This window comes from Novosphingobium sp. P6W, assembly GCF_000876675.2.
Lineage (GTDB): Bacteria > Pseudomonadota > Alphaproteobacteria > Sphingomonadales > Sphingomonadaceae > Novosphingobium.
Genome location: NZ_CP030352.1, coordinates 2,370,630 through 2,387,915, shown reverse-complemented (window position 1 = coordinate 2,387,915; position 17,286 = coordinate 2,370,630). Strand labels below are relative to the sequence as shown.

The 17,286-nt window shown below is 66.8% G+C and carries 13 protein-coding genes; 5 read left to right on the top strand and 8 right to left on the bottom strand.

Annotation, left to right across the window (positions count from 1 at the left end):
* Window positions 1-4 precede the first annotated feature (4 nt).
* From TQ38_RS11515 to TQ38_RS11485, 7 genes are all read right to left on the bottom strand, one after another.
* Window positions 5-3,223 (bottom strand): transporter, encoded by a 3,219-nt coding sequence (locus tag TQ38_RS11515; protein ID WP_043980466.1) that lies wholly within the window; start codon window positions 3,221-3,223, stop codon window positions 5-7.
* Between the two features lie 233 nt (window positions 3,224-3,456).
* Window positions 3,457-5,895 carry a TonB-dependent receptor gene (locus tag TQ38_RS11510; protein WP_043980464.1) on the bottom strand — a complete coding sequence of 813 codons (2,439 nt, stop codon included), beginning with the start codon at window positions 5,893-5,895 and terminating at the stop codon, window positions 3,457-3,459.
* A gap of 3 nt (window positions 5,896-5,898) precedes the next feature.
* Window positions 5,899-6,825, bottom strand: coding sequence for a FecR domain-containing protein (locus tag TQ38_RS11505; RefSeq protein WP_043980461.1), 927 nt, complete (start codon window positions 6,823-6,825; stop codon window positions 5,899-5,901).
* 70 nt (window positions 6,826-6,895) lie between these two features.
* Entirely contained in the window at window positions 6,896-7,417 is a 522-nt protein-coding gene (locus tag TQ38_RS11500) for an RNA polymerase sigma factor (RefSeq protein ID WP_043980459.1), read from the bottom strand.
* 193 nt (window positions 7,418-7,610) lie between these two features.
* The gene (locus tag TQ38_RS11495; RefSeq protein ID WP_043980457.1) at window positions 7,611-9,020 is read right to left on the bottom strand and encodes a UdgX family uracil-DNA binding protein; all 1,410 of its coding nucleotides are present in this window, start codon (window positions 9,018-9,020) and stop codon (window positions 7,611-7,613) included.
* Window positions 9,017-10,261 (bottom strand): putative DNA modification/repair radical SAM protein, encoded by a 1,245-nt coding sequence (locus TQ38_RS11490; RefSeq protein WP_043980455.1) that lies wholly within the window; start codon window positions 10,259-10,261, stop codon window positions 9,017-9,019. The genes TQ38_RS11495 and TQ38_RS11490 overlap by 4 nt, the downstream gene beginning before the upstream one ends.
* Before the next feature lie 179 nt (window positions 10,262-10,440).
* The gene (locus tag TQ38_RS11485; RefSeq protein ID WP_043972450.1) at window positions 10,441-11,265 is read right to left on the bottom strand and encodes a flagellin; all 825 of its coding nucleotides are present in this window, start codon (window positions 11,263-11,265) and stop codon (window positions 10,441-10,443) included.
* Window positions 11,266-11,443: 178 nt separating this feature from the next.
* Between TQ38_RS11485 and TQ38_RS11480 the strand changes: the two genes are divergently transcribed.
* Window positions 11,444-12,388: a DUF808 domain-containing protein gene (locus TQ38_RS11480; protein WP_043972451.1), complete on the top strand. Its 945-nt coding sequence runs from the start codon at window positions 11,444-11,446 to the stop codon at window positions 12,386-12,388.
* Between the two features lie 35 nt (window positions 12,389-12,423).
* Here TQ38_RS11480 and TQ38_RS11475 read toward each other — a convergent pair whose 3' ends face one another.
* The gene (locus TQ38_RS11475) at window positions 12,424-13,836 is read right to left on the bottom strand and encodes a Mur ligase family protein (protein WP_043972453.1); all 1,413 of its coding nucleotides are present in this window, start codon (window positions 13,834-13,836) and stop codon (window positions 12,424-12,426) included.
* A 126-nt stretch (window positions 13,837-13,962) separates the two neighbouring features.
* Between TQ38_RS11475 and TQ38_RS11470 the strand changes: the two genes are divergently transcribed.
* The 4 genes from TQ38_RS11470 (at window position 13,963) to fabG (ending at window position 17,251) form a co-directional block, all read left to right on the top strand.
* Window positions 13,963-14,772 (top strand): LD-carboxypeptidase, encoded by an 810-nt coding sequence (locus TQ38_RS11470; RefSeq protein ID WP_043972456.1) that lies wholly within the window; start codon window positions 13,963-13,965, stop codon window positions 14,770-14,772.
* Between the two features lie 44 nt (window positions 14,773-14,816).
* Window positions 14,817-15,341 (top strand): VOC family protein, encoded by a 525-nt coding sequence (locus TQ38_RS11465; RefSeq protein ID WP_043972457.1) that lies wholly within the window; start codon window positions 14,817-14,819, stop codon window positions 15,339-15,341.
* A 130-nt stretch (window positions 15,342-15,471) separates the two neighbouring features.
* Entirely contained in the window at window positions 15,472-16,407 is a 936-nt protein-coding gene (gene fabD / locus TQ38_RS11460; protein WP_043972459.1) for an ACP S-malonyltransferase, read from the top strand.
* Between the two features lie 79 nt (window positions 16,408-16,486).
* Window positions 16,487-17,251 (top strand): 3-oxoacyl-[acyl-carrier-protein] reductase, encoded by a 765-nt coding sequence (fabG, locus tag TQ38_RS11455; protein ID WP_043972460.1) that lies wholly within the window; start codon window positions 16,487-16,489, stop codon window positions 17,249-17,251.
* Window positions 17,252-17,286: the final 35 nt, after the last annotated feature.

Genomic DNA, 17,286 nt, shown 5'->3' with positions numbered 1-17,286 from the left:
CCCTTTACCAGCCCACCGAGACCGACGCGCGCAGGGCCAGATCGACCCGCCCGTGACGGTCTTCGGCGGAAACTTCTCCGCCCATCGTGAAGCCGGCCGACCCGCCGATCGCACGAAGGCGCGCGAACCAACCGCTCGTGGCGTCGTCGCCGGTGACGGTGAAGTCCTTGCCGCCGTCGAAGTGCGCGGTGGTTGCGCCCAGGCCGCCCTTGACGATTTCGCGCCAGCCGCCCTCGGTTTCCATGCGCAGCCAGTTTTCGTCCTTGGCGCGCATGCCCAGGAAATCGACGCCCACGGTCATGCTGGGGTTCACCGCCAGTTCGTCGCTGGTGCGTGCATCGACGGTGAGGTTCAGCTTCTCGCCGCCCTTTTCGGTGTAGCCGTTCTCCTTCAGGCGCAGGTAGTCGACGGTGACGCCGGGCCGGAAGAAGAAGAACTGGCCGCCGCCTTCATAGGCCGCGCCGCCGCTGGCAGTCACGAAATCGCCCTTCCAGCTGGCATCCATCCTGCGGTTCACCGTCTCGGTGCCGATGGCGCCGGTGAAGGTGCGCTTCCCGTCGAAGTCGGCCTTGCCATACGAGCCGCGCGCGAAGGCGCTCAGGGGACCGAATTTGCCGCGCCAGTGCGCTGCCAGCTCGAACGCGGTGGAGTCCACCTCGGATACCTGGCCGTTCTTGTGGTTGTTCCACAGGTAGGCGACCGTGGCGCCAAAGCGGCCCATCGTGGTTTCGTATTCGCCGGTGGCGGACCACGCGTAGCCGCTCAGCTTGTAGGCCGCGCTCTGGCCGGTCTTTCGGTCGCTGCCCCATACCGCCATGTTGAGCGAGGTGGTGAAGCGGCCACTCCGGGTGATGGGGCCCTGCGGGTCCTGCATCTGGCGGGCGAGGGCGCGGGTGCCCAGGCTCAGCCCCTCGAAGGCGCCGCCCGCATGGTCGGGCAGAAGCTGGCCCACGGCGGCGCGGAACTGGTCGCCGTCGGTGATGCCGAGGAACACGTCGCCGACCTTTTCGTCCTTGCCCAGCACCTCGAACACCGCATCATAAGCCGCCGCGCCTGAGCGGTTGAGGCCCAGTTCGCTGACCGTGCGGCGCGATACGTCGACGACGATGGTGTTGGCGGCGGCTTGCTTGTCCAGCTCGGCCTTGAACAGGAAGGGCACGAGGTCGGTGTTGGTGGCCAGCTTGTCGCGCCCGGTCAGGTTGCCGGCGGTGAGGACCTGATAGCTGCCCTCTGCCGTGGCGACATCGGCAAGGCGGATCGCCAGCTTTGAGCCTTCCGCGAAGTTGGCATTGCCTGAAACGGCGTAGGCAGAGCCGGCCCCGGCAGTCTTGTCGAGCGTGACCAGCACCACGCCGGCCGCGCCGACGTCGAGCGAGGCGATCGAGGCGGGCTTGTTGATATCCAGCACGCCGCCCGCGACCTTGACCGCAAGCTGCGAGGAATTGGCGATCGAGCCGCTGAAGCGTGCCGTGCCGGCAAGGTTCAGCACATCGGCGCCGCCGCCGAAATCGAGCGCTCCGCTATAGGCGCTGGTTCCGGCGAGCGAGATCGTGTCGTTGCCGGCGCCAAAGCTCACCGCGCCGGTCTGCACCGCATCACCCGAAAGGCCCAGCGTGTTGTTGCCGCCGCCGAAGCTGACGTTGCCGGTCAGCGTGCCGTCGGCCAGATCGAGCAGGTCGTTGCCGCCGCCCAGCCTTACGTCGCCGACGATGGCGGGTGCGGTTATGCCCGAGGCGACCTGCGTCTGCCTGATGGTGACATTGCCGGTGGCGGCGGTCAGGTCGATGGCGATGTTGCGTGCGCCGGGAACCTCGGTGCTGGCCTTGGCGCCGGTGGCGGAGATGGTCCCGGCGTTCTCGATCAGGTTCACCGTGCCGCTGGCGTCGGAGATGGCGGTCGCCGATCCCTTTTCGCCCGCTACGGCCTTGATCGTGCCGCTGTTGCGGATCGTCGGCAGGGTGCCACCCGCATCGACGCGTACGGCAGTGGCAAGGGCGCCGGCCGTATTGCCGCCGGTGGCCGAGATGGTGCCGGTGTTCTGGAGCTGCGGCGTCGCCGCGCCCGCGCCGATGCGCAGGGCGGTGGCGCTGGCGCCGTTCGCGGTAGCGTTCACCGTTCCCGAAACACCGATGCCGTTGGCGATGCTCACCGCGCCGCCGCGTCCGCCGATGACCAGGCCATTGGCGGCCGCGCCCGCGTAAAGGCCCTGGCCGTCGACGGAGCCGTCGATGATGAGGCCGAACTGGCTGGCGGTTCCGGCGACCGGGCCGATGGTGACGGCGCGGTCGGTAGCGCCGATCTGCATCGCGGGGGCGGAGCCGTAGGAGACGACCTTGGCGTTGCCTTCCTTGGCGTCGTCGATGCCGTCGGCGTCCGAATCGGGCTTGGCCGGGTCGGCCTTGGGCGCGACGGCAAGGATGATGCCGCCGCTGACGTTACCCTCGACGATCAGTGCCGAGCCGCCCTGCAGCAGGTCGTCGGCGTCGAGCTTGGATGGGTCGGCGGGCGGGGTGGTGTAGCGGTAGCCGGTCGCGGCGATGGTCCCCTGGATCACCATGGCGCCGTTCACGTCACCGGCGAAGCGCGCGCCGATGGCGTCCTTGCCCTGCGCTGAAACCGAGCCGGCAAGGCGCACGTTGCCGTCGATGGCCTGCGCCGAGACGCCTACGGTGCGGTCACCCAGCACAGTGGTGGTGCCGTCATGAGTGAAGGCGCCAGTCAGCTTGCCGCCCAGCGCGATGCCGGCGGAATCGTTGCCCTTGACGGTGATCGTGCCGCTCTGGGTGATCTTGCCGGCGTGGTCGCCCTGGGTACGGATGCCATAACGGTTCGAGCCGAGCGCGAAGGGACCGTCGAGGTCGCCGTCCTTGTCGGTGTCGGCCGGTACATAGGGTTCGTCGACGGTGATCGTGCCGGTGTTGACGATGTCTCCGTTCACGCCCGCCAGTGCATCGATGCCGACCGCGCCGTTGGCGTTGCTGATGGAAAGGGTGCCTGCGTTGGAGACGGCGTGGCCCGTGTCCTGCGTGATCGCGGTGCCGCTGGTGAGCGTGACGCCGCCGTCCTTGGTGACGTTGATGGCGTCGGCCGCGCCGGCCTTGATGGTCGAGGTCTTGAGCGGGGAGGTCCCCTTGGTCTTCACGTCTTCCGCATGCGCGGCGGCGGAGATCGCCAGCAGCGCGGTGGTGGCGAGAAGCGTCTTGGCAGACAGGTAGCGAGGCATCGTCGTCCCTTCAGGTCGGTAATGACCCTTGAGACGGAGGCAGGTGCGGGAAGCCTTGGAAAAAAGTTCGGGGGCCCTTCGACAAGCTCAGGGCGAGCGGAGGTTACGTGGTGTTTCCAGCAGCGCTCAGCTTGGGCGGAAGTTACCCGACGCTCTCGACATCGCGCAGGTTGAACGGAATTTATTCCATGCCTCAACACCGCTCAGGCTGAGCTTGTCGAAGCCCCCACCGCCTAAAACCGCGCATCCAGCCCTAGCCTGACCGTGCGCGGTCTCAGCGGCGTCACCTGATCGCGTCCGGTCCCGAAAGGCGTGCCCAGCGAGAAGCGATTGCCGCGTGAATTGGTGAGGTTGTTCACCGCCATTGTCACGCCGTAACGCTCTGTGCCCACCCGAATATCCGCCCCGCTGTCAAGGTAATCGCCCTGAGGCTGCCCCAGCTCCGGCCCGATGCCGAGCCGCGATTCGCCCACATAGCTGGCCCAGCTGTTGGCGTTAAGGCGCAGGCGTTCGCCCAGATCCCGGCTCCACCCGATGCCGATCCGGCCCGAGAACTGCGCGATATTCGGCACCTGCATCGAGCGTGCCAGCGTGGCATCGACAAGGCTCATGCCCGCGACGTCGTATGCCGGCGCAGACCGCGCCACCAGCGCGAGGAGTTCGGTGGGCGGCGTATCGACCTTGCTCCGGTTCCAGGTCGCCCCGGCCTCGATGCGCAGGCCCGTCATGAGCTGGACCCCGCCGCTCACGCTGGCCGACCAGACCCGCCCGTCACCGATGTTGGCGGTGGAGGGCAGGCCGGAATTGTCGATGAAATCCGCCTGGATATCACGCCAGCGGGTGAAGGATATGCTGGCGGCAACATCGAAAACCCCTGCGCCGGGCCGTCCGTGGCGCACGCCGAATTCCCAGGTCCCGGTGCGGTCGCCCTTGAAGCGGCGGACGAAATCGCTCTCGATCGCGAAGCCGCCGGGCCGGAAGCCCTCCTGATAGCGCATGTAGAGCGCGGTATCGCGCAGTAGTTCGGCGTTCAGCGCGACCGAGGGCAGGACCGTTGTGGCGCTGCGATCCGCCGTCATTTCCCTGCGGGCCATGGCGACGAAGGCGGCGTCGGCGGGGATCACGTCCTCGCCGGCCCCGCTGAGCCGCGAATGGGTGACGCGCCCGCCTGCCGTGGCCGTCAGGCCGGGGCGGATGCGCAGGCTGGCCTCGGCATAGAGCGTGGCCTCATCGATGGTGTTGCGCACCCCGGTCGCGGCGGTGGTGGACACGTCGGTCTCGAACCCGCGCCGCAGGACGGTGCGGTTGTGGGTATAGCTGGCGCCGACGATCCAGCTGAAGCCGCCGCGCTCGGGTTGCCACAGGCGGGTTTCGTGCGCGATCATGCGGGTGCGGTTTTCCTGCGCGAACACGCGCGGCGCATCGGCGGAAAGGCTGGCGTCGTAACGCTCCTCCAGATGCTGGCGCACCGCCCCGGTGGTGGAGCGCACGCGGATGTCGCCGATCCGTCCCGAAATCACGAACTGCCCCATCGCATAGTCCGCGTCGGAGCCTTCGCGCACCTGCGCATCGCTGGTCAGCGGCGGCTCGGCATAGCGGGTGGCGTACTGGCTGTCGCGGGCATGGGTGGACTGGCCCAGACCGATCAGATCGACCGTCCAGTCCGGCGCAAGTAGCGCGCGCAGGCTGGCCCGCCCGCCGAGGATGCGGGTGCGGTTGACGTCGTTGCGGCCCAGCAGCGGCTTGTCGATATAGCCGCCCAGCGTCGCCGCATCGAAGTTGGCGCGAAAGGCGATGTCGTCATTCACCGGCAGGTTGACGGTCGCCGCGCCGTCGCCGCCGGGCGAGCCGTGCTGGGTCAGCAAACCGCCGAGCGCGGCCGATCCGCTGGTCTCCCCCATGACCGGGACATTGGGAACAAGGCGGATGATCCCGCCCAGCGATCCCGCGCCGTAGAGCGTGCCCTGCGGCCCCTCCAGCACTTCGACGCGGGCCATGTCGGACAAGCGCAGGTCCGGGTCTGGGGCGTTGTAGGTAAGGCGCAGGTCGCCAAGGTATTGGCCTACGGTTGCCTGCGTCGGCCCGGTGAAGCTGGAATCGGCGATGCCCCGGATGAACAGCTTGTTGCGCCCGCTGCCCAAGTGGGTGGAAGTGACGGTGGCGAGGCGCTGGGTGATCTTCTCGGTGCCGCCGATACCGCCGGCTTCCAGCGAGGCACCGTCGAGGATCGAAACCTGACCCGGAATCTGCCCGATCGCAAGATCGCGTTTGGAGGCGATCACGACGATGGGTTTGGCCGCCGTCTCATCCGTGGGCGAGGGGCCGCGCGCCTGCGAAGGTGCGGGGCGCGGCGCGGCGCGGCGGGGCGCAGGCGCAGCCTCGATCCGCCACGCGCCGGGGCCGACTGCAACCGCGCGTCCTCCCGCTGAGCGGGCAAGGCGGCGCACGGCCTCGGCAGGAGCCATCCTGCCGCGCAGGCCGGCTACCGTGCGCCGTGCGATCTGCGGGTCGGCGACGACGATGCTCGATCCGGTCTGCCGCGCCAGTTCGATGGCGACATCGCCCATCGTTCCCGCGCGCGTGGAGACGGCTACGTCCTGCGCGAAGGCGGCTGCCGGCAAAGCCAGCGGCGTGGCCAGCATGGCCGCCAGGATCAGGGGCGCCCGCCGCATGATTTAGTTGGCGCCTATCACCCAGCGATTGCCCTGCGCCTTCACCGACAGCCCGAGCAGCGGCCCGATGGCGGCGGGGTCCTTGCGCAGCGGCGCGACCAGGATCGAGCCGGAGATATTACCGCTGCCCCCAGGCGCGGCGGCATAGTCGATGCCGGTCGCGCGCCTCAGTTGCGCCGCGACTTCGGTGGGCGATGCGGCTTCGAAGGTCAGGCGGCCTTCGCGCCATTCGCCGACTTGAGCGGCCGCGATCTTCGACACCGTGTAGGCCGCGTCGGAGGCACGCAGGACTTCGCCCGGCGAGACGCGCACATCCGCTCCGGCCGGATCGAACTGCACCGCGCCCTCGGACACGGCGACGCTGAGGCCCTTATCATCGTGGCGCACGTCGAAGACGGTGCCGATGTCGACAAGCTGTTTGTCGCCTACCGTCACCGTGAAGGGGTTCGCTTCGTCGTGTCGCACGGTGAACAGCGCCTGGCCCTTGTCGAGCTGCGCGAAGCGGTGGTCGTTACGGTCGAAGACGACGGCGGTGCCGCCCGCCAGTTCGATACGCGTGCCAGCGTCCAGCGTCACCGCGCGGGTTTCGCCCAGCGCAGTCTCGACCGTGTAGAGATCGCGCTGCTCGCCCTGGAATATCCAGACCGCGCCCACCAGTGCAAGGCAGGCCGCGACCGCGCCGCCCAGCCACATACGCTTTGGCCGCAAGGCAGGGGCATATTCCTCAACGATATCGTCGTTGGCGGGGCCGGATGCGGCGGCGAGGCCAGCGGCATCGCTTACGGCAGCGGTCACCTCGTCATAAGCGCGCGTGTGGGCCGGGTCGGCCTCCAGCCAGAAGGTGAACGCTTCCCAGTCGGCGAACGCGGGGTCGCCCGCGCGCACTGCCCAGTCCAGCGCCTGTTCCTGTATCGTGCCGTCACTCGCCATTACGCGCTCCTTCTGCGGCGAAGACGGAGACGATCGGCAGCGGCCTTGATTGCCCATGCGGCCAGCGGCTTCATGGCGCGCGTTCCTTCCATTCGGCCAGTGCGCGATAGGCGACGCGAAGGTCGCTTTCCACTGTGCTCAGGCTGATATTCATGTCTGCGGCGATGGTCTTCTGCGGCGCTCCGTCGATGCGGTGGCGGCGGAAGATCGCGGCGATGCGAGGGCCAAGACCGTCCAGCAGCGCCAATACGTTGGCGGCCTCCTGTGCAGCGGCAATGCGGCGTTCGGCCGATGGTTCGGCAGAGACGCCAGGAGGATCACCGGCGTTGACGTCGCTCCAGTCGCGGTCACGCGCACCGGCCTGCCGTTGCGAGCGGAAGCGGTCGATCATCAAAAGGTCGGCGGTGCGGAACAGGTAGGACAGCGGCGAGGCGACCGGGCCGGCGCTGCTTGCGGCAATCTTGAGCCATACTTCCTGCACCAGATCCTCCGCCGCCTCGCCCGCGCCGCGAGCGCGCAAGAATCGGACCAGCTTCTCCCGGTTCTCGAGAAAAGCCGCTTCAAGCCCGGCACTGGAGGGTTCTGCTGTCACTGGCTGCTTGGATTGCTGTAGTCGCCAGCGCAGATAGACGTTCGCAGCCCTGCGGGGAAGTACTCGATCACCACCAGCGCGATTGCGGTGTCGGGGCGGCTTCGACAAGCTCAGCCTGAGCGGGGTTGGAAGCATTGAGAAACATCCGCTCACCCTGAGCTTGTCGAAGGGTCACCCCGGGCCTGTCGAAGGGTCACCCCGGGCCTGTCGAAGCCCCGGCCAGGACCCCCGCCAATCCCGCCAGATCCTGAGCAAACCGGGTATGTTCACGCTCCCGCGCTTCGCCGTCGAGACGCAGGAGGTAGCTGGGGTGTGCGGTCAACCAGATCACTGTGCCGTCACCCTGCACCAGTGCCTGCCCGCGCTCGCGGCCGATGGACGGGGTGCGGCCGATCAACCCGCGTGCGGCGCTGGCGCCCAGCGCGAGGATGACTTTCGGCTTCACCAGCGCCCGCTCACCATCGAGCCACCAGCGGCACATGTCGATCTCGCCGGCAGTGGGGTTCTGGTGCAGGCGCAGCTTGCCGCGCGGCGCGAACTTGAAGTGCTTGACCGCATTGGTGACGTAAGCGGCCGAGCGGTCGATGCCCGCTTCGCGCATTGCCCGGTCGAGGAGTTGCCCGGCGGGGCCGACGAAGGGCCGGTTTTCGAGTTCCTCGGTATCGCCGGGCTGTTCGCCCACGATCATGAGGCGTGCATCGCCCGCACCTTCCCCCATCACGGCGCGGGTGCCGTTGCAGCCGATGGCACAGCGGCGGCACTGCGCGATGCCTCCGGCAATCGCTTCCAGGCTTGCGGGCGCGGCATCCTCGAACAGGCTTGCGCCGGTGGCGATCATCGATGCCTCGCGCTTGTGAGCGCCGGCGATGAGGTCGGCGATCTCACGCGCTTCGGGCAGGTTCTTCCAGTACCGGCGCGGCATTTCCTTGACCATCATGCCGACTTTCAGGCGCGCCGGGTTGAAGATCGAACGATAGTAGCCGACCCACAAATCCTCGACGGCATCTTCGCTGGGAGCATCTTCGCGTGATGCGGGCGGGCCTTCGAGCGGCGCCATGCCGTCCCAGTGCAGCGAGAGGCGCGGGGTCAGGATCGACCAGCGCTGGCTGGCGAAGCGATTGACGAAAAAGTCAGCGGTGGCCCGCTCGATATGATGGTCGGGTTCGAACCAGGCCACGTAGCGTTCGGCGCCGTCCTCGTCCGTCACCGAGCGGAAACGGACGAAGGCGTGCATCTTGTGGATGTCGCGCCGCACCTGCATCGCCATGCGCCGCAGCGCGCCCACGTCACGGTCAGCCGCATCGTCGAGCAGGCGGGGGCAATCCTGCAGACGCCAGAGCAGGCGGTAAAGCAGATCGAGCCGGTCAGGCGCAGAGTGCAGGACCGCAGTACGAGCAAGGTCCATGAAGGCGCGGCTGGCGCGCACTTCGCGCGGCGCGGTAGTAGCGGCTGGCGGCGGGGCGGGAAGGGCAAAGAGATCGGCTGTCCCGCCGCCGTCGCTCCATGCGACCTGGTCGGGGGCAGTACCGTTGGCGATCAGCCGCCGCGCCTGCGTGCGCCACGCCTCGAAATCGTCAGGCTCGGTCAGGTTCGCCGCGATCATCCGAACAGTTCCATCTGTTCCGCTTTTGGCGCCAGCCGCGCGCGCAGGTCCGCGCGGTCGGTGAGCAGGGTGGGGCGCCAGTCGGCGGTGACGATGAAGGGCCGCAGCTTCTTTACCGATACGGTCAGGCGCGCCACGTCTTCCAGCCGGATCGAGCGGTAGCGACGCGCGGCGAGCAGGGCGTCGATCGCCTTGGTGCCCAGACCGGGTACACGCAGCAGCGCCTCGCGAGGGGCGCGGTTGACGTCGACCGGAAAACTTTCGCGAAATTTCAGCGCCCAGGCAAGCTTTGGGTCGATGTCGAGCGGCAACATTCCGTCCGCATCGGCCGCCGCCTGCACTTCGTGCGGTGCGAAGCCGTAGAAGCGCATCAGCCAGTCGGACTGGTAAAGTCGGTGCTCACGCATCAGCGGCGGGCGCTTGAGCGGAAGCACGGCGCTTGCCTCGGGGATCGGGCTGAAGGCGGAGTAGTAGACGCGGCGCAACGCAAACCTGTCGTAAAGCGTGCTGGCCTTGCCGACGATCTGCGCATCGCTGGCACCATCCGCGCCAACGATCATCTGTGTGGATTGCCCAGCTGGCGCAAAGCGCGGGGCCTTGGTGAAACGCTTTTGCGAATCGCGGGCCTCGTCGATGGCGGTGGACAGGCTGCCCATCGCGCCTTCAATCGTGGCGCTGTTCTTGTCGGGCGCGAGGCGGGCAAGGCCGGCGTCTGTCGGCAGTTCGACATTGATGGAAACGCGGTCGGCCCACAGGCCCGCCTGGGCAACCAGTTCGGGATCGGCCTCGGGGATGGTCTTGAGGTGGATGTAACCGCGAAAATTGTGTTCTTCCCGCAAGATACGGGCGACTTCTATAAGCTGTTCCATCGTGTGGCTGGAAGATTTGATGATGCCCGAGGACAGGAACAGCCCCTCGATATAATTGCGCCGATAGAATGAGAGGGTGAGGTCTACCACTTCCTGCGGCGTAAAGCGGGCGCGGCGCACGTTCGAGCTTTTGCGGTTGATGCAGTAATGGCAATCAAACACGCAGTGGTTGGTCAGCAGCAGCTTGAGCAGCGAAATGCAGCGTCCGTCCGGGGCATAGGCGTGGCAGATGCCCATGCCTTCGGTCGTCGAGCCCAATCCCTTGCCGTCGCGGCTATCGCGCTTCGTGGTGCCGGACGAGGCGCAAGAAGCGTCGTACTTGGCGGCATCGGCGAGAATCGCGAGCCGCTCCATGACGGTTTGAAGGGACATATGTTCGTTATATGTTCTTATGATCGGCGGCGCAAGTCCCTGCCAGGTCGGCGCACCCAAACGATCAACCCGAAACGCCCGGCGGTCTGGAAACAGACCGCCGGGCTGGGCCCTCCGGGGGACGGGAGGCCATGTCGGCACGCCGCGCCGGGCGTGCCGGTGTCGGCGTCGTTCTGCGCTTAGCGCAGTAGCGACAGGACGTTCTGCTGGCTCTGGTTGGCCTGGGCGAGCATCGCGGTGGATGCCTGGCTCAGGATCTGGGCCTTGGCCATCGCGGTCGTTTCGGCCGAGTAGTCGGCGTCTTCGATACGGCTCTTGGCGTCGGACAGGTTGGTGACGGTGTTGGTCAGGTTGTTGATCGCCGATTCCAGGCGGTTCTGGCCGGCACCCAGCGATGCGCGGGTCGAGTTCACGTCCTTCAGCGCATTGTCCACGTTGGTCAGCGTGGCGGCGGCCTTGGTGGCGTCAGTCACGTCCAGCGCCGAGGCGACGAGGTTGGCGCCGTTGATGGCCTTGGCGGTCAGCGTGACCTTCTCGCCAGAGTTCGAGCCGGTCTGGATGTCGAAGGTCAGGTCGGTGCCCGAGGTGGTCGAGATCAGCGTGTTGCCGTTGAACTTGACCTGCGTGAACGAGTCCGAGATCTGCGAGGTCAGCGCGGTGACTTCCTGCTGCATCGCCGCGCGGTCCGACGACTGGTAGGTGCCCGAAGCCGACTGGATCGCCAGTTCACGCACGCGCTGGAGCATGTTGCTGACTTCCGACAGCGTGCCTTCCGCGGTCTGGGCCAGAGAGATGCCGTCGTTAGCGTTGCGGATGCCCTGGCTCATGCCGCGGATCTGCGAGGTCATCGAGGTGGAGATCGCAAGGCCGGCGGCGTCGTCCTTGGCCGAGTTGATGCGCTTGCCGGTCGACAGGCGCTCCATCGCGGTGCCGAGCATCTTGTTGGCGGCGTTCGAAGCGTTGGATGCGCGGATCGCGCTGATGTTCGTATTGATGACAGACATGATGTTTCCCCGGTAAAGCCTTGGTGTTGAAGGCTCCGATCGTGGCGCCTCCTTCGCATGAAAAGGAGAACGGCGGGGCAGCGGGCGATTTAAGTCCTTCCATGCTTTCACTTGATCGCGCGGCGATTCCCCCGCATTGCTCGCGTCTATTTCGCACTTGCAAACAAAAGGAACCTCGATGCCATCCGGCCTTGTCGCCCTTCTAGACGACGTCTCGGTCATCGCCCGCGCTGCGGCCGCATCGCTGGACGATGTAGGCGCAGGCGTGGCCAAGGCGGGCACCAAGGCCGCAGGCGTGGTGATCGACGACGCTGCAGTGACGCCCGGCTACGTCACCGGCTTCACGCCTGACCGCGAACTGCCGATGATCTGGAAGATCACCAAGGGTTCGTTCCGCAACAAGTTGCTGATCCTGCTGCCGATCGCACTGCTGCTCAGCGCCTTCCTGCCTCAGGCGATCACGCCGATCCTGATGATGGGCGGCCTTTATCTGGCGTTCGAGGGCGCCGAGAAGGTAATCGAGAAGCTGGGCGGGGAAAAGCACGGCGAAACGCTGGAAGACCCGATCGCTGATCCTGTCAGCTTCGAGAAGAGCCGTGTTTCCGGCGCGGTGCGGACCGATCTGATCCTCTCGGCCGAGATCATGGCCATCGCCCTCAACGAGGTGAGCGACGAGACGCTGCTGGCGCGCGCGGTGACGCTGGCGCTGGTGGGCATCGCGATCACCGTCGCGGTCTATGGCGCGGTGGCGTTGATCGTGAAGATGGACGACGTTGGCCTGCACCTGACCAAGAAGGCTTCTTCCGCCGCCCAGGCGACCGGGCGGTTCCTGCTGCGGGCTATGCCGGTGGTGCTCAAGGTGCTGGGCAGCGTGGGTACGCTGGCGATGCTGTGGGTGGGCGGCGGCATCATCCTGCACGGCCTTGAAGAACTGGGCGTTCCGGCGCCTGCACACTTTGCCCACGACATCCAGCACATGCTGGCCGAGGCGGCCGGGCCGCTTGGTCCGGTAGCTGGTTGGCTGGCCTATGCGGTGGCTTCCGCGATCGTAGGTTTGGTGCTGGGCGCAGTGGTGGCGGTGGTGGTCCATCTCGTCGCCAAGGCGCGCGGCAAGGCGCACTGAGGCTCACTTCGTCCCGGACTTGATCCGGGACGAGGTCAATCCAGCGCCGCGAGCAGGTCTTTCGCGAAAACCGTCAGTGTATCGTCGCGCGCGCCCATGATGACTACCCGGTCGCCGGGGCGAGCGATCTGCGCGATGCGGACTGCGCAATCGGCGCGTGAGGGGATGTATTCGCCCTTGCCGCCGTGGTCCTCGATCAGGCGCACGATCCGCTGACTGCCCTCGCTGCGGTCCACGGTGCCGCCGAAATACACCGGATCGCACAGCACGGTGAGATCGTCTGCGTCCAGCTTGCGGGCGAGGACTTCGGCCAGTTCCGCGCCCATCTGGCGCAAGGGGCCGTAGCCGTGGGGCTGGAAAAAGGCGATGACGCGCCCCGGATGCGCCTTCAGGGTGGCGAGCGTTGCCGAGACCTTGTCCGGGTTATGGCCGAAGTCGTCGATCACGGTCACGCCGCCGGGCGAGGTGCCGACCACGTCGAACCGCCGCGCAAGGCCCACGAACGAGGCGAGCGCGGCGACGGCATCTGCCACCGAAACACCGGCGGCATTGGCGGCGGCGATGGCGGCCAGCGCGTTGTAGAGGTTGTGGCGCCCCGGCACTTTGAGGGCGAGGGAGTGCGAAGTATCGTCCCGCCGGTCCAGCACTGTGGCGGTGAGGGTGATGGGGCCTTCGACGATATCGACGGCGCCGATCTGCGCTTCGCCTGAGGTAATGCCGAAGGTCACCAGCGTCTTGGCGCGCGGCGCCAGCGCGGCGGTTTCCGCGTCGTCGATGTTGATCGCGGCCACGTCCGCGCGGGCGAGGAAATCGCCGAAGAGATCGCGCAGTTCCTCAAGGCTCTTGTGGTCCAGGCTGACATTGCCCAGCACCGCCACTTTCGGGCGGTAAAGCGCGATCGAACCGTCGCTCTCGTCTACTTCCGAGACGAAGGCGTCGCCTTGTCCCACGCGGGCGCTGGCGAACGGGGCATCGGGGGAGGCAAAGTTCTTCATCACCGCGCCGTTCATGATCGTGGGATCGGTGCCCGCAGCGGTCATGATCCAGCCGGTCATGCCGGTGACGGTCGACTTGCCGCTGGTGCCGCCGATGGCGACGCCGAAGGGCGCGGCGTTGAATAGTGTTGCCAATAGCTGGGCCCGGCTCATGCGCGGACAGCCGAGCGTGGTGGCACGCACCACTTCGGGCACGGTGTCCTCGACAGCGGCGGAGGCGACCAGTGTCTGCTCGGCCGAAGTGATGCCGCTGCCGTCCTGGGGGTGCAGGTCGAAGCCGAGCGATTCCAGCCAGTCGAATTTTTCCGGGCTGCGGCCCTGGTCGCGGCTGCGGTCGGAGCCTGCGATCTGCGCGCCGTGTCCCTTCAGGATCAGCGCGAGCGGCAACATGCCCGAGCCGCCGATGCCGCAGAAGAACCAGGGATGGGCGGTGAGAGCAGAAGCGTCGGTCATGCGCCCTTGAGTATTTCGCGCGGAAGCCAAACACAACCACGATCCCCGTGCAGTCCTGCATCGTGCCCGTGGAAAAGGCGCCGGTTCCGCTTTCGCGGCGACGCCGGGGAGGGGTAGCATCGGCCAATGACCCGTATCGCCGTCTGCGCCCCGTCCACTCCGATCACCCCTGAGGATGCCCAAGCCGTACAGGCGCTGGCGGCTGCCGAGTTTCCCGGTCTGGAACTGGTGATCCATGACCAGTGCTTTGCAGTGGACGGCCATTTCGCCGGCTCCGACGAGATGCGCAGGACGGCCTTCGTGGAATGCGCCAACGACCCGTCCTTCGACGCGGTGTGGTTCGCGCGCGGTGGTTACGGCGCCTGCCGGATCGCGGAGGATGTTCTGGGCAGCCTCACCCATGCTGCGGGCCAGAAGACCTATCTGGGCTATTCCGACGGCGGCTACCTGCTGGGCGGCCTCTACCGTTCGAAGATCGGCAGGCCCGTTCACGCGCCGATGCTGGCCGACATCCGCCGATCGGGCGGCAAGGATGCGGTGCGCCGCGTGCTGGGATTTCTCGGCGGAGACCGCGATGGCCTCGAACCTTCGCTGGCGGATGAGCATCGCCCCGTCGTCGCCTTCAACCTGATGACGCTGGCGATGATGAGCGGCACCCGCCTTATGCCCGGCCTCGCAGGACATGTGGTCATGGTCGAGGAAGTGTCCGAATACCTATACGCGGTCGACCGCCTGTTCTTTCACGCCACCGCGCATCTTGGCGGCATAGCCGGCCTGCGCCTGGGCCGCGTCAGCGACGTACCCGAGAACGAACGCCCGTTCGGGGCCGATGCGCAAGATATCGCCCGGCACTGGTGCAAGCGCCACTCCATCGCCTTTCTTGGCGAGGCCGAGATCGGTCACGACGCAGCCAATAGGATAGTTCCTTTCGGCTGACCGGCGCGCCACTCTCCCGGCGATAACGACAAGAGGAGAGTGCCATGGCGCCGCTGCCGATCCGCCAGATCGCCTATTTCGTGCCTGATGTCCGCGCCGCCGCGCTGGCCCATTCGGCCACCTTCGGCTCTGGCCCGTACTATGTAGCGGAGCATATCGCCCTGACCCGCGCGCTCCATCGCGGCACCCCGCGCGAACTCGATCATTCGAGCGCATACGGCCAATGGGGCGAGGTGATGATCGAGTTCTGCCAGCAGAACAATCCGGGGCCTTCCGCCTTTCACGACCTTTATCCCGAAGGTTCCGGCGGGCAGGGGCTGCACCATGTCGCGCTGTTCGTAGACGATCTGGACGAAGCGGTCGCCGGGTTCGCGGCGCAGGGGCACCAGGTTGCGCTCGATGCAGAAATGACCGACGGGTTTCGCTATGTCTTCGTGGATGCGCGGGCGGCTTATGGGCACATGCTGGAACTCTACCAGCCCACCCCGGCGCTCACCGGCTTTTACGAAACGGTGCGCAAAAGCGCGGGCGATTTCTCCAGAGGCGTGATTATCGACATCTCGTTCTAAGCCTGCATTTCCGCGTTAGGGGTTGCCGTAAGCCCGCAAGGTCAATAACCCGCCGCGCCACACTCGAATCGCAAGCGCCGGTGACTGGTAATGTGACCAAACGCCCGCTTCAACAGAAGGACGGTCGCAGATGCGTGCATTCGTTTTCCCCGGACAGGGCAGCCAGAAGGTCGGCATGGGCATGGAACTGGCCGCTGCCAGCGCCGCCGCGCGTGAGGTTTTCCAGGAGGTCGACGATGCTCTGGGCCAGAATCTGTTCAAGATCATGACTGAAGGCCCCGAGGACCAGCTTCTCCTCACCGCCAATGCCCAGCCGGCGATCATGGCCAACGCCATCGCCGTGCTGCGCGTGCTGGAGAAGGAGGGCGGCATCACCCTGGCCGACAAGGCGGACTTCGTCGCCGGGCACTCGCTGGGTGAATATACCGCGCTTTGCGCTGCGGGCGCCTTCAGCCTTTCCGACACCGCACGCCTGCTGAAGCTGCGCGGCGAATCGATGCAGGCTGCCGTCCCCGTGGGCGTAGGCGCCATGGCCGCGCTGCTGGGTGCCGACATCGAAAAGGCCACCGCGCTCGCCGAAGCGGCGGCAGAGGGCCAGGTCTGCACTGTCGCCAATGACAACGATCCCGGCCAGGTCGTGCTTTCGGGCCATCGGGAAGCGATCGAGCGCGCCATCGCCCTCGTCAAGGAGCACGGCATCAAGCGCGGTGTCGCGCTGCCGGTCTCGGCGCCGTTCCACTGCCCTTTGATGCAGCCCGCAGCCGACGCCATGGCCGAAGCGCTGGCCGCAACTCCGCCGGGCGCGCTGCGGGTTGCCCTGTTCGCCAACGTCACCGCCGCTGTCGTCACCGATCCGGCCGAAGTCCAGCGCCTGCTGGTCGAGCAGGTTACCGCCCGTGTGCGCTGGCGTGAAAGCGCCATTGCCATGCACGCAGCGGGCGTTGAGCGTTTTATCGAACTGGGCGGCAAGGTCGTCGGCCCGATGATCAAGCGTTCGGCCGGCGAGGTGGACGTAACCTCCGCTTCAACGATGGCCGAGATCGAGGAACTCGCAAAGAGCCTGTGATCCCCGGGCTTGACCCGGCGGCACTGGCGGCTTGAAGTAGGTCCGCGCGTCGGACCAGACGACTATCTAGGAGTTTCACATGTTCGACCTTCACGGAATGACTGCCCTGGTGACCGGCGCGAGCGGCGGTATCGGTTCGTCGGTTGCCCGCGCGCTCGCCGCGCAGGGCGCACGCCTCGCTATCTCCGGCTCCAACCCCGACAAGCTGCGCGCCTTCCGTGACGAACTGGACGAGCACAGCCCGCAGGCGCCGCAGGAAGTCGACCATGTCGCCATCGCCTGCAACCTGTCGGACCCCGAGCAGGTCGAGAAGCTGGTGCCCGCCGCGCTCGAATCGCTGGGCAAGATCGACATCCTCATCAACAATGCCGGCATCACCCGCGATAATCTGGCGATGCGCATGAAGGACGAGGAATGGGACGCGGTGATCCGCGTGAACCTCGAATCGACCTTCCGCCTGATGCGCGCCGTCACCAAGCCGATGATGAAGGCGCGCTTCGGCCGCATCATCAACGTGACCTCGGTAGTCGGCACCACCGGCAACCCCGGCCAGATGAATTACTGCGCGGCCAAGGGCGGCATCACCGCCATGTCCAAGAGCCTTGCGCAGGAACTGGCCACCCGCGGCGTGACGGTCAACTGCATCGCGCCGGGCTTCATCCGCACCGCGATGACCGACGTGCTGCCCGATGCCCAGAAGGACGCGCTCAACGGCCGCATTCCGATGGGCCGCATGGGCGAGGGCGAGGACATCGCCGCTGCCGCCGTGTTCCTTGCCAGCAAACAGGCAGGCTATGTCACCGGCCAGACGATCCACGTCAACGGCGGCATGGTGATGATCTGAGGTCAGGCAGGGGGAGAGGGGCCTCTCTCTCCTCC

Excerpts from the sequence above, each read along its gene's own strand:
- TQ38_RS11470 (WP_043972456.1), top strand. The coding sequence starts at position 13,963 with ATGACCCGTATCGCCGTCTGCGCCCCGTCCACTCCGATCACCCCTGAG.
- TQ38_RS11480 (WP_043972451.1), top strand. The coding sequence starts at position 11,444 with ATGCCATCCGGCCTTGTCGCCCTTCTAGACGACGTCTCGGTCATCGCC.
- TQ38_RS11505 (WP_043980461.1), bottom strand. The coding sequence starts at position 6,825 with ATGGCGAGTGACGGCACGATACAGGAACAGGCGCTGGACTGGGCAGTG.
- TQ38_RS11465 (WP_043972457.1), top strand. The coding sequence starts at position 14,817 with ATGGCGCCGCTGCCGATCCGCCAGATCGCCTATTTCGTGCCTGATGTC.
- fabG (WP_043972460.1), top strand. The coding sequence starts at position 16,487 with ATGTTCGACCTTCACGGAATGACTGCCCTGGTGACCGGCGCGAGCGGC.
- TQ38_RS11475 (WP_043972453.1), bottom strand. The coding sequence starts at position 13,836 with ATGACCGACGCTTCTGCTCTCACCGCCCATCCCTGGTTCTTCTGCGGC.
- fabD (WP_043972459.1), top strand. The coding sequence starts at position 15,472 with ATGCGTGCATTCGTTTTCCCCGGACAGGGCAGCCAGAAGGTCGGCATG.
- TQ38_RS11495 (WP_043980457.1), bottom strand. The coding sequence starts at position 9,020 with ATGATCGCGGCGAACCTGACCGAGCCTGACGATTTCGAGGCGTGGCGC.
- TQ38_RS11510 (WP_043980464.1), bottom strand. The coding sequence starts at position 5,895 with ATGCGGCGGGCGCCCCTGATCCTGGCGGCCATGCTGGCCACGCCGCTG.
- TQ38_RS11490 (WP_043980455.1), bottom strand. The coding sequence starts at position 10,261 with ATGTCCCTTCAAACCGTCATGGAGCGGCTCGCGATTCTCGCCGATGCC.
- TQ38_RS11485 (WP_043972450.1), bottom strand. The coding sequence starts at position 11,265 with ATGTCTGTCATCAATACGAACATCAGCGCGATCCGCGCATCCAACGCT.
- TQ38_RS11515 (WP_043980466.1), bottom strand. The coding sequence starts at position 3,223 with ATGCCTCGCTACCTGTCTGCCAAGACGCTTCTCGCCACCACCGCGCTG.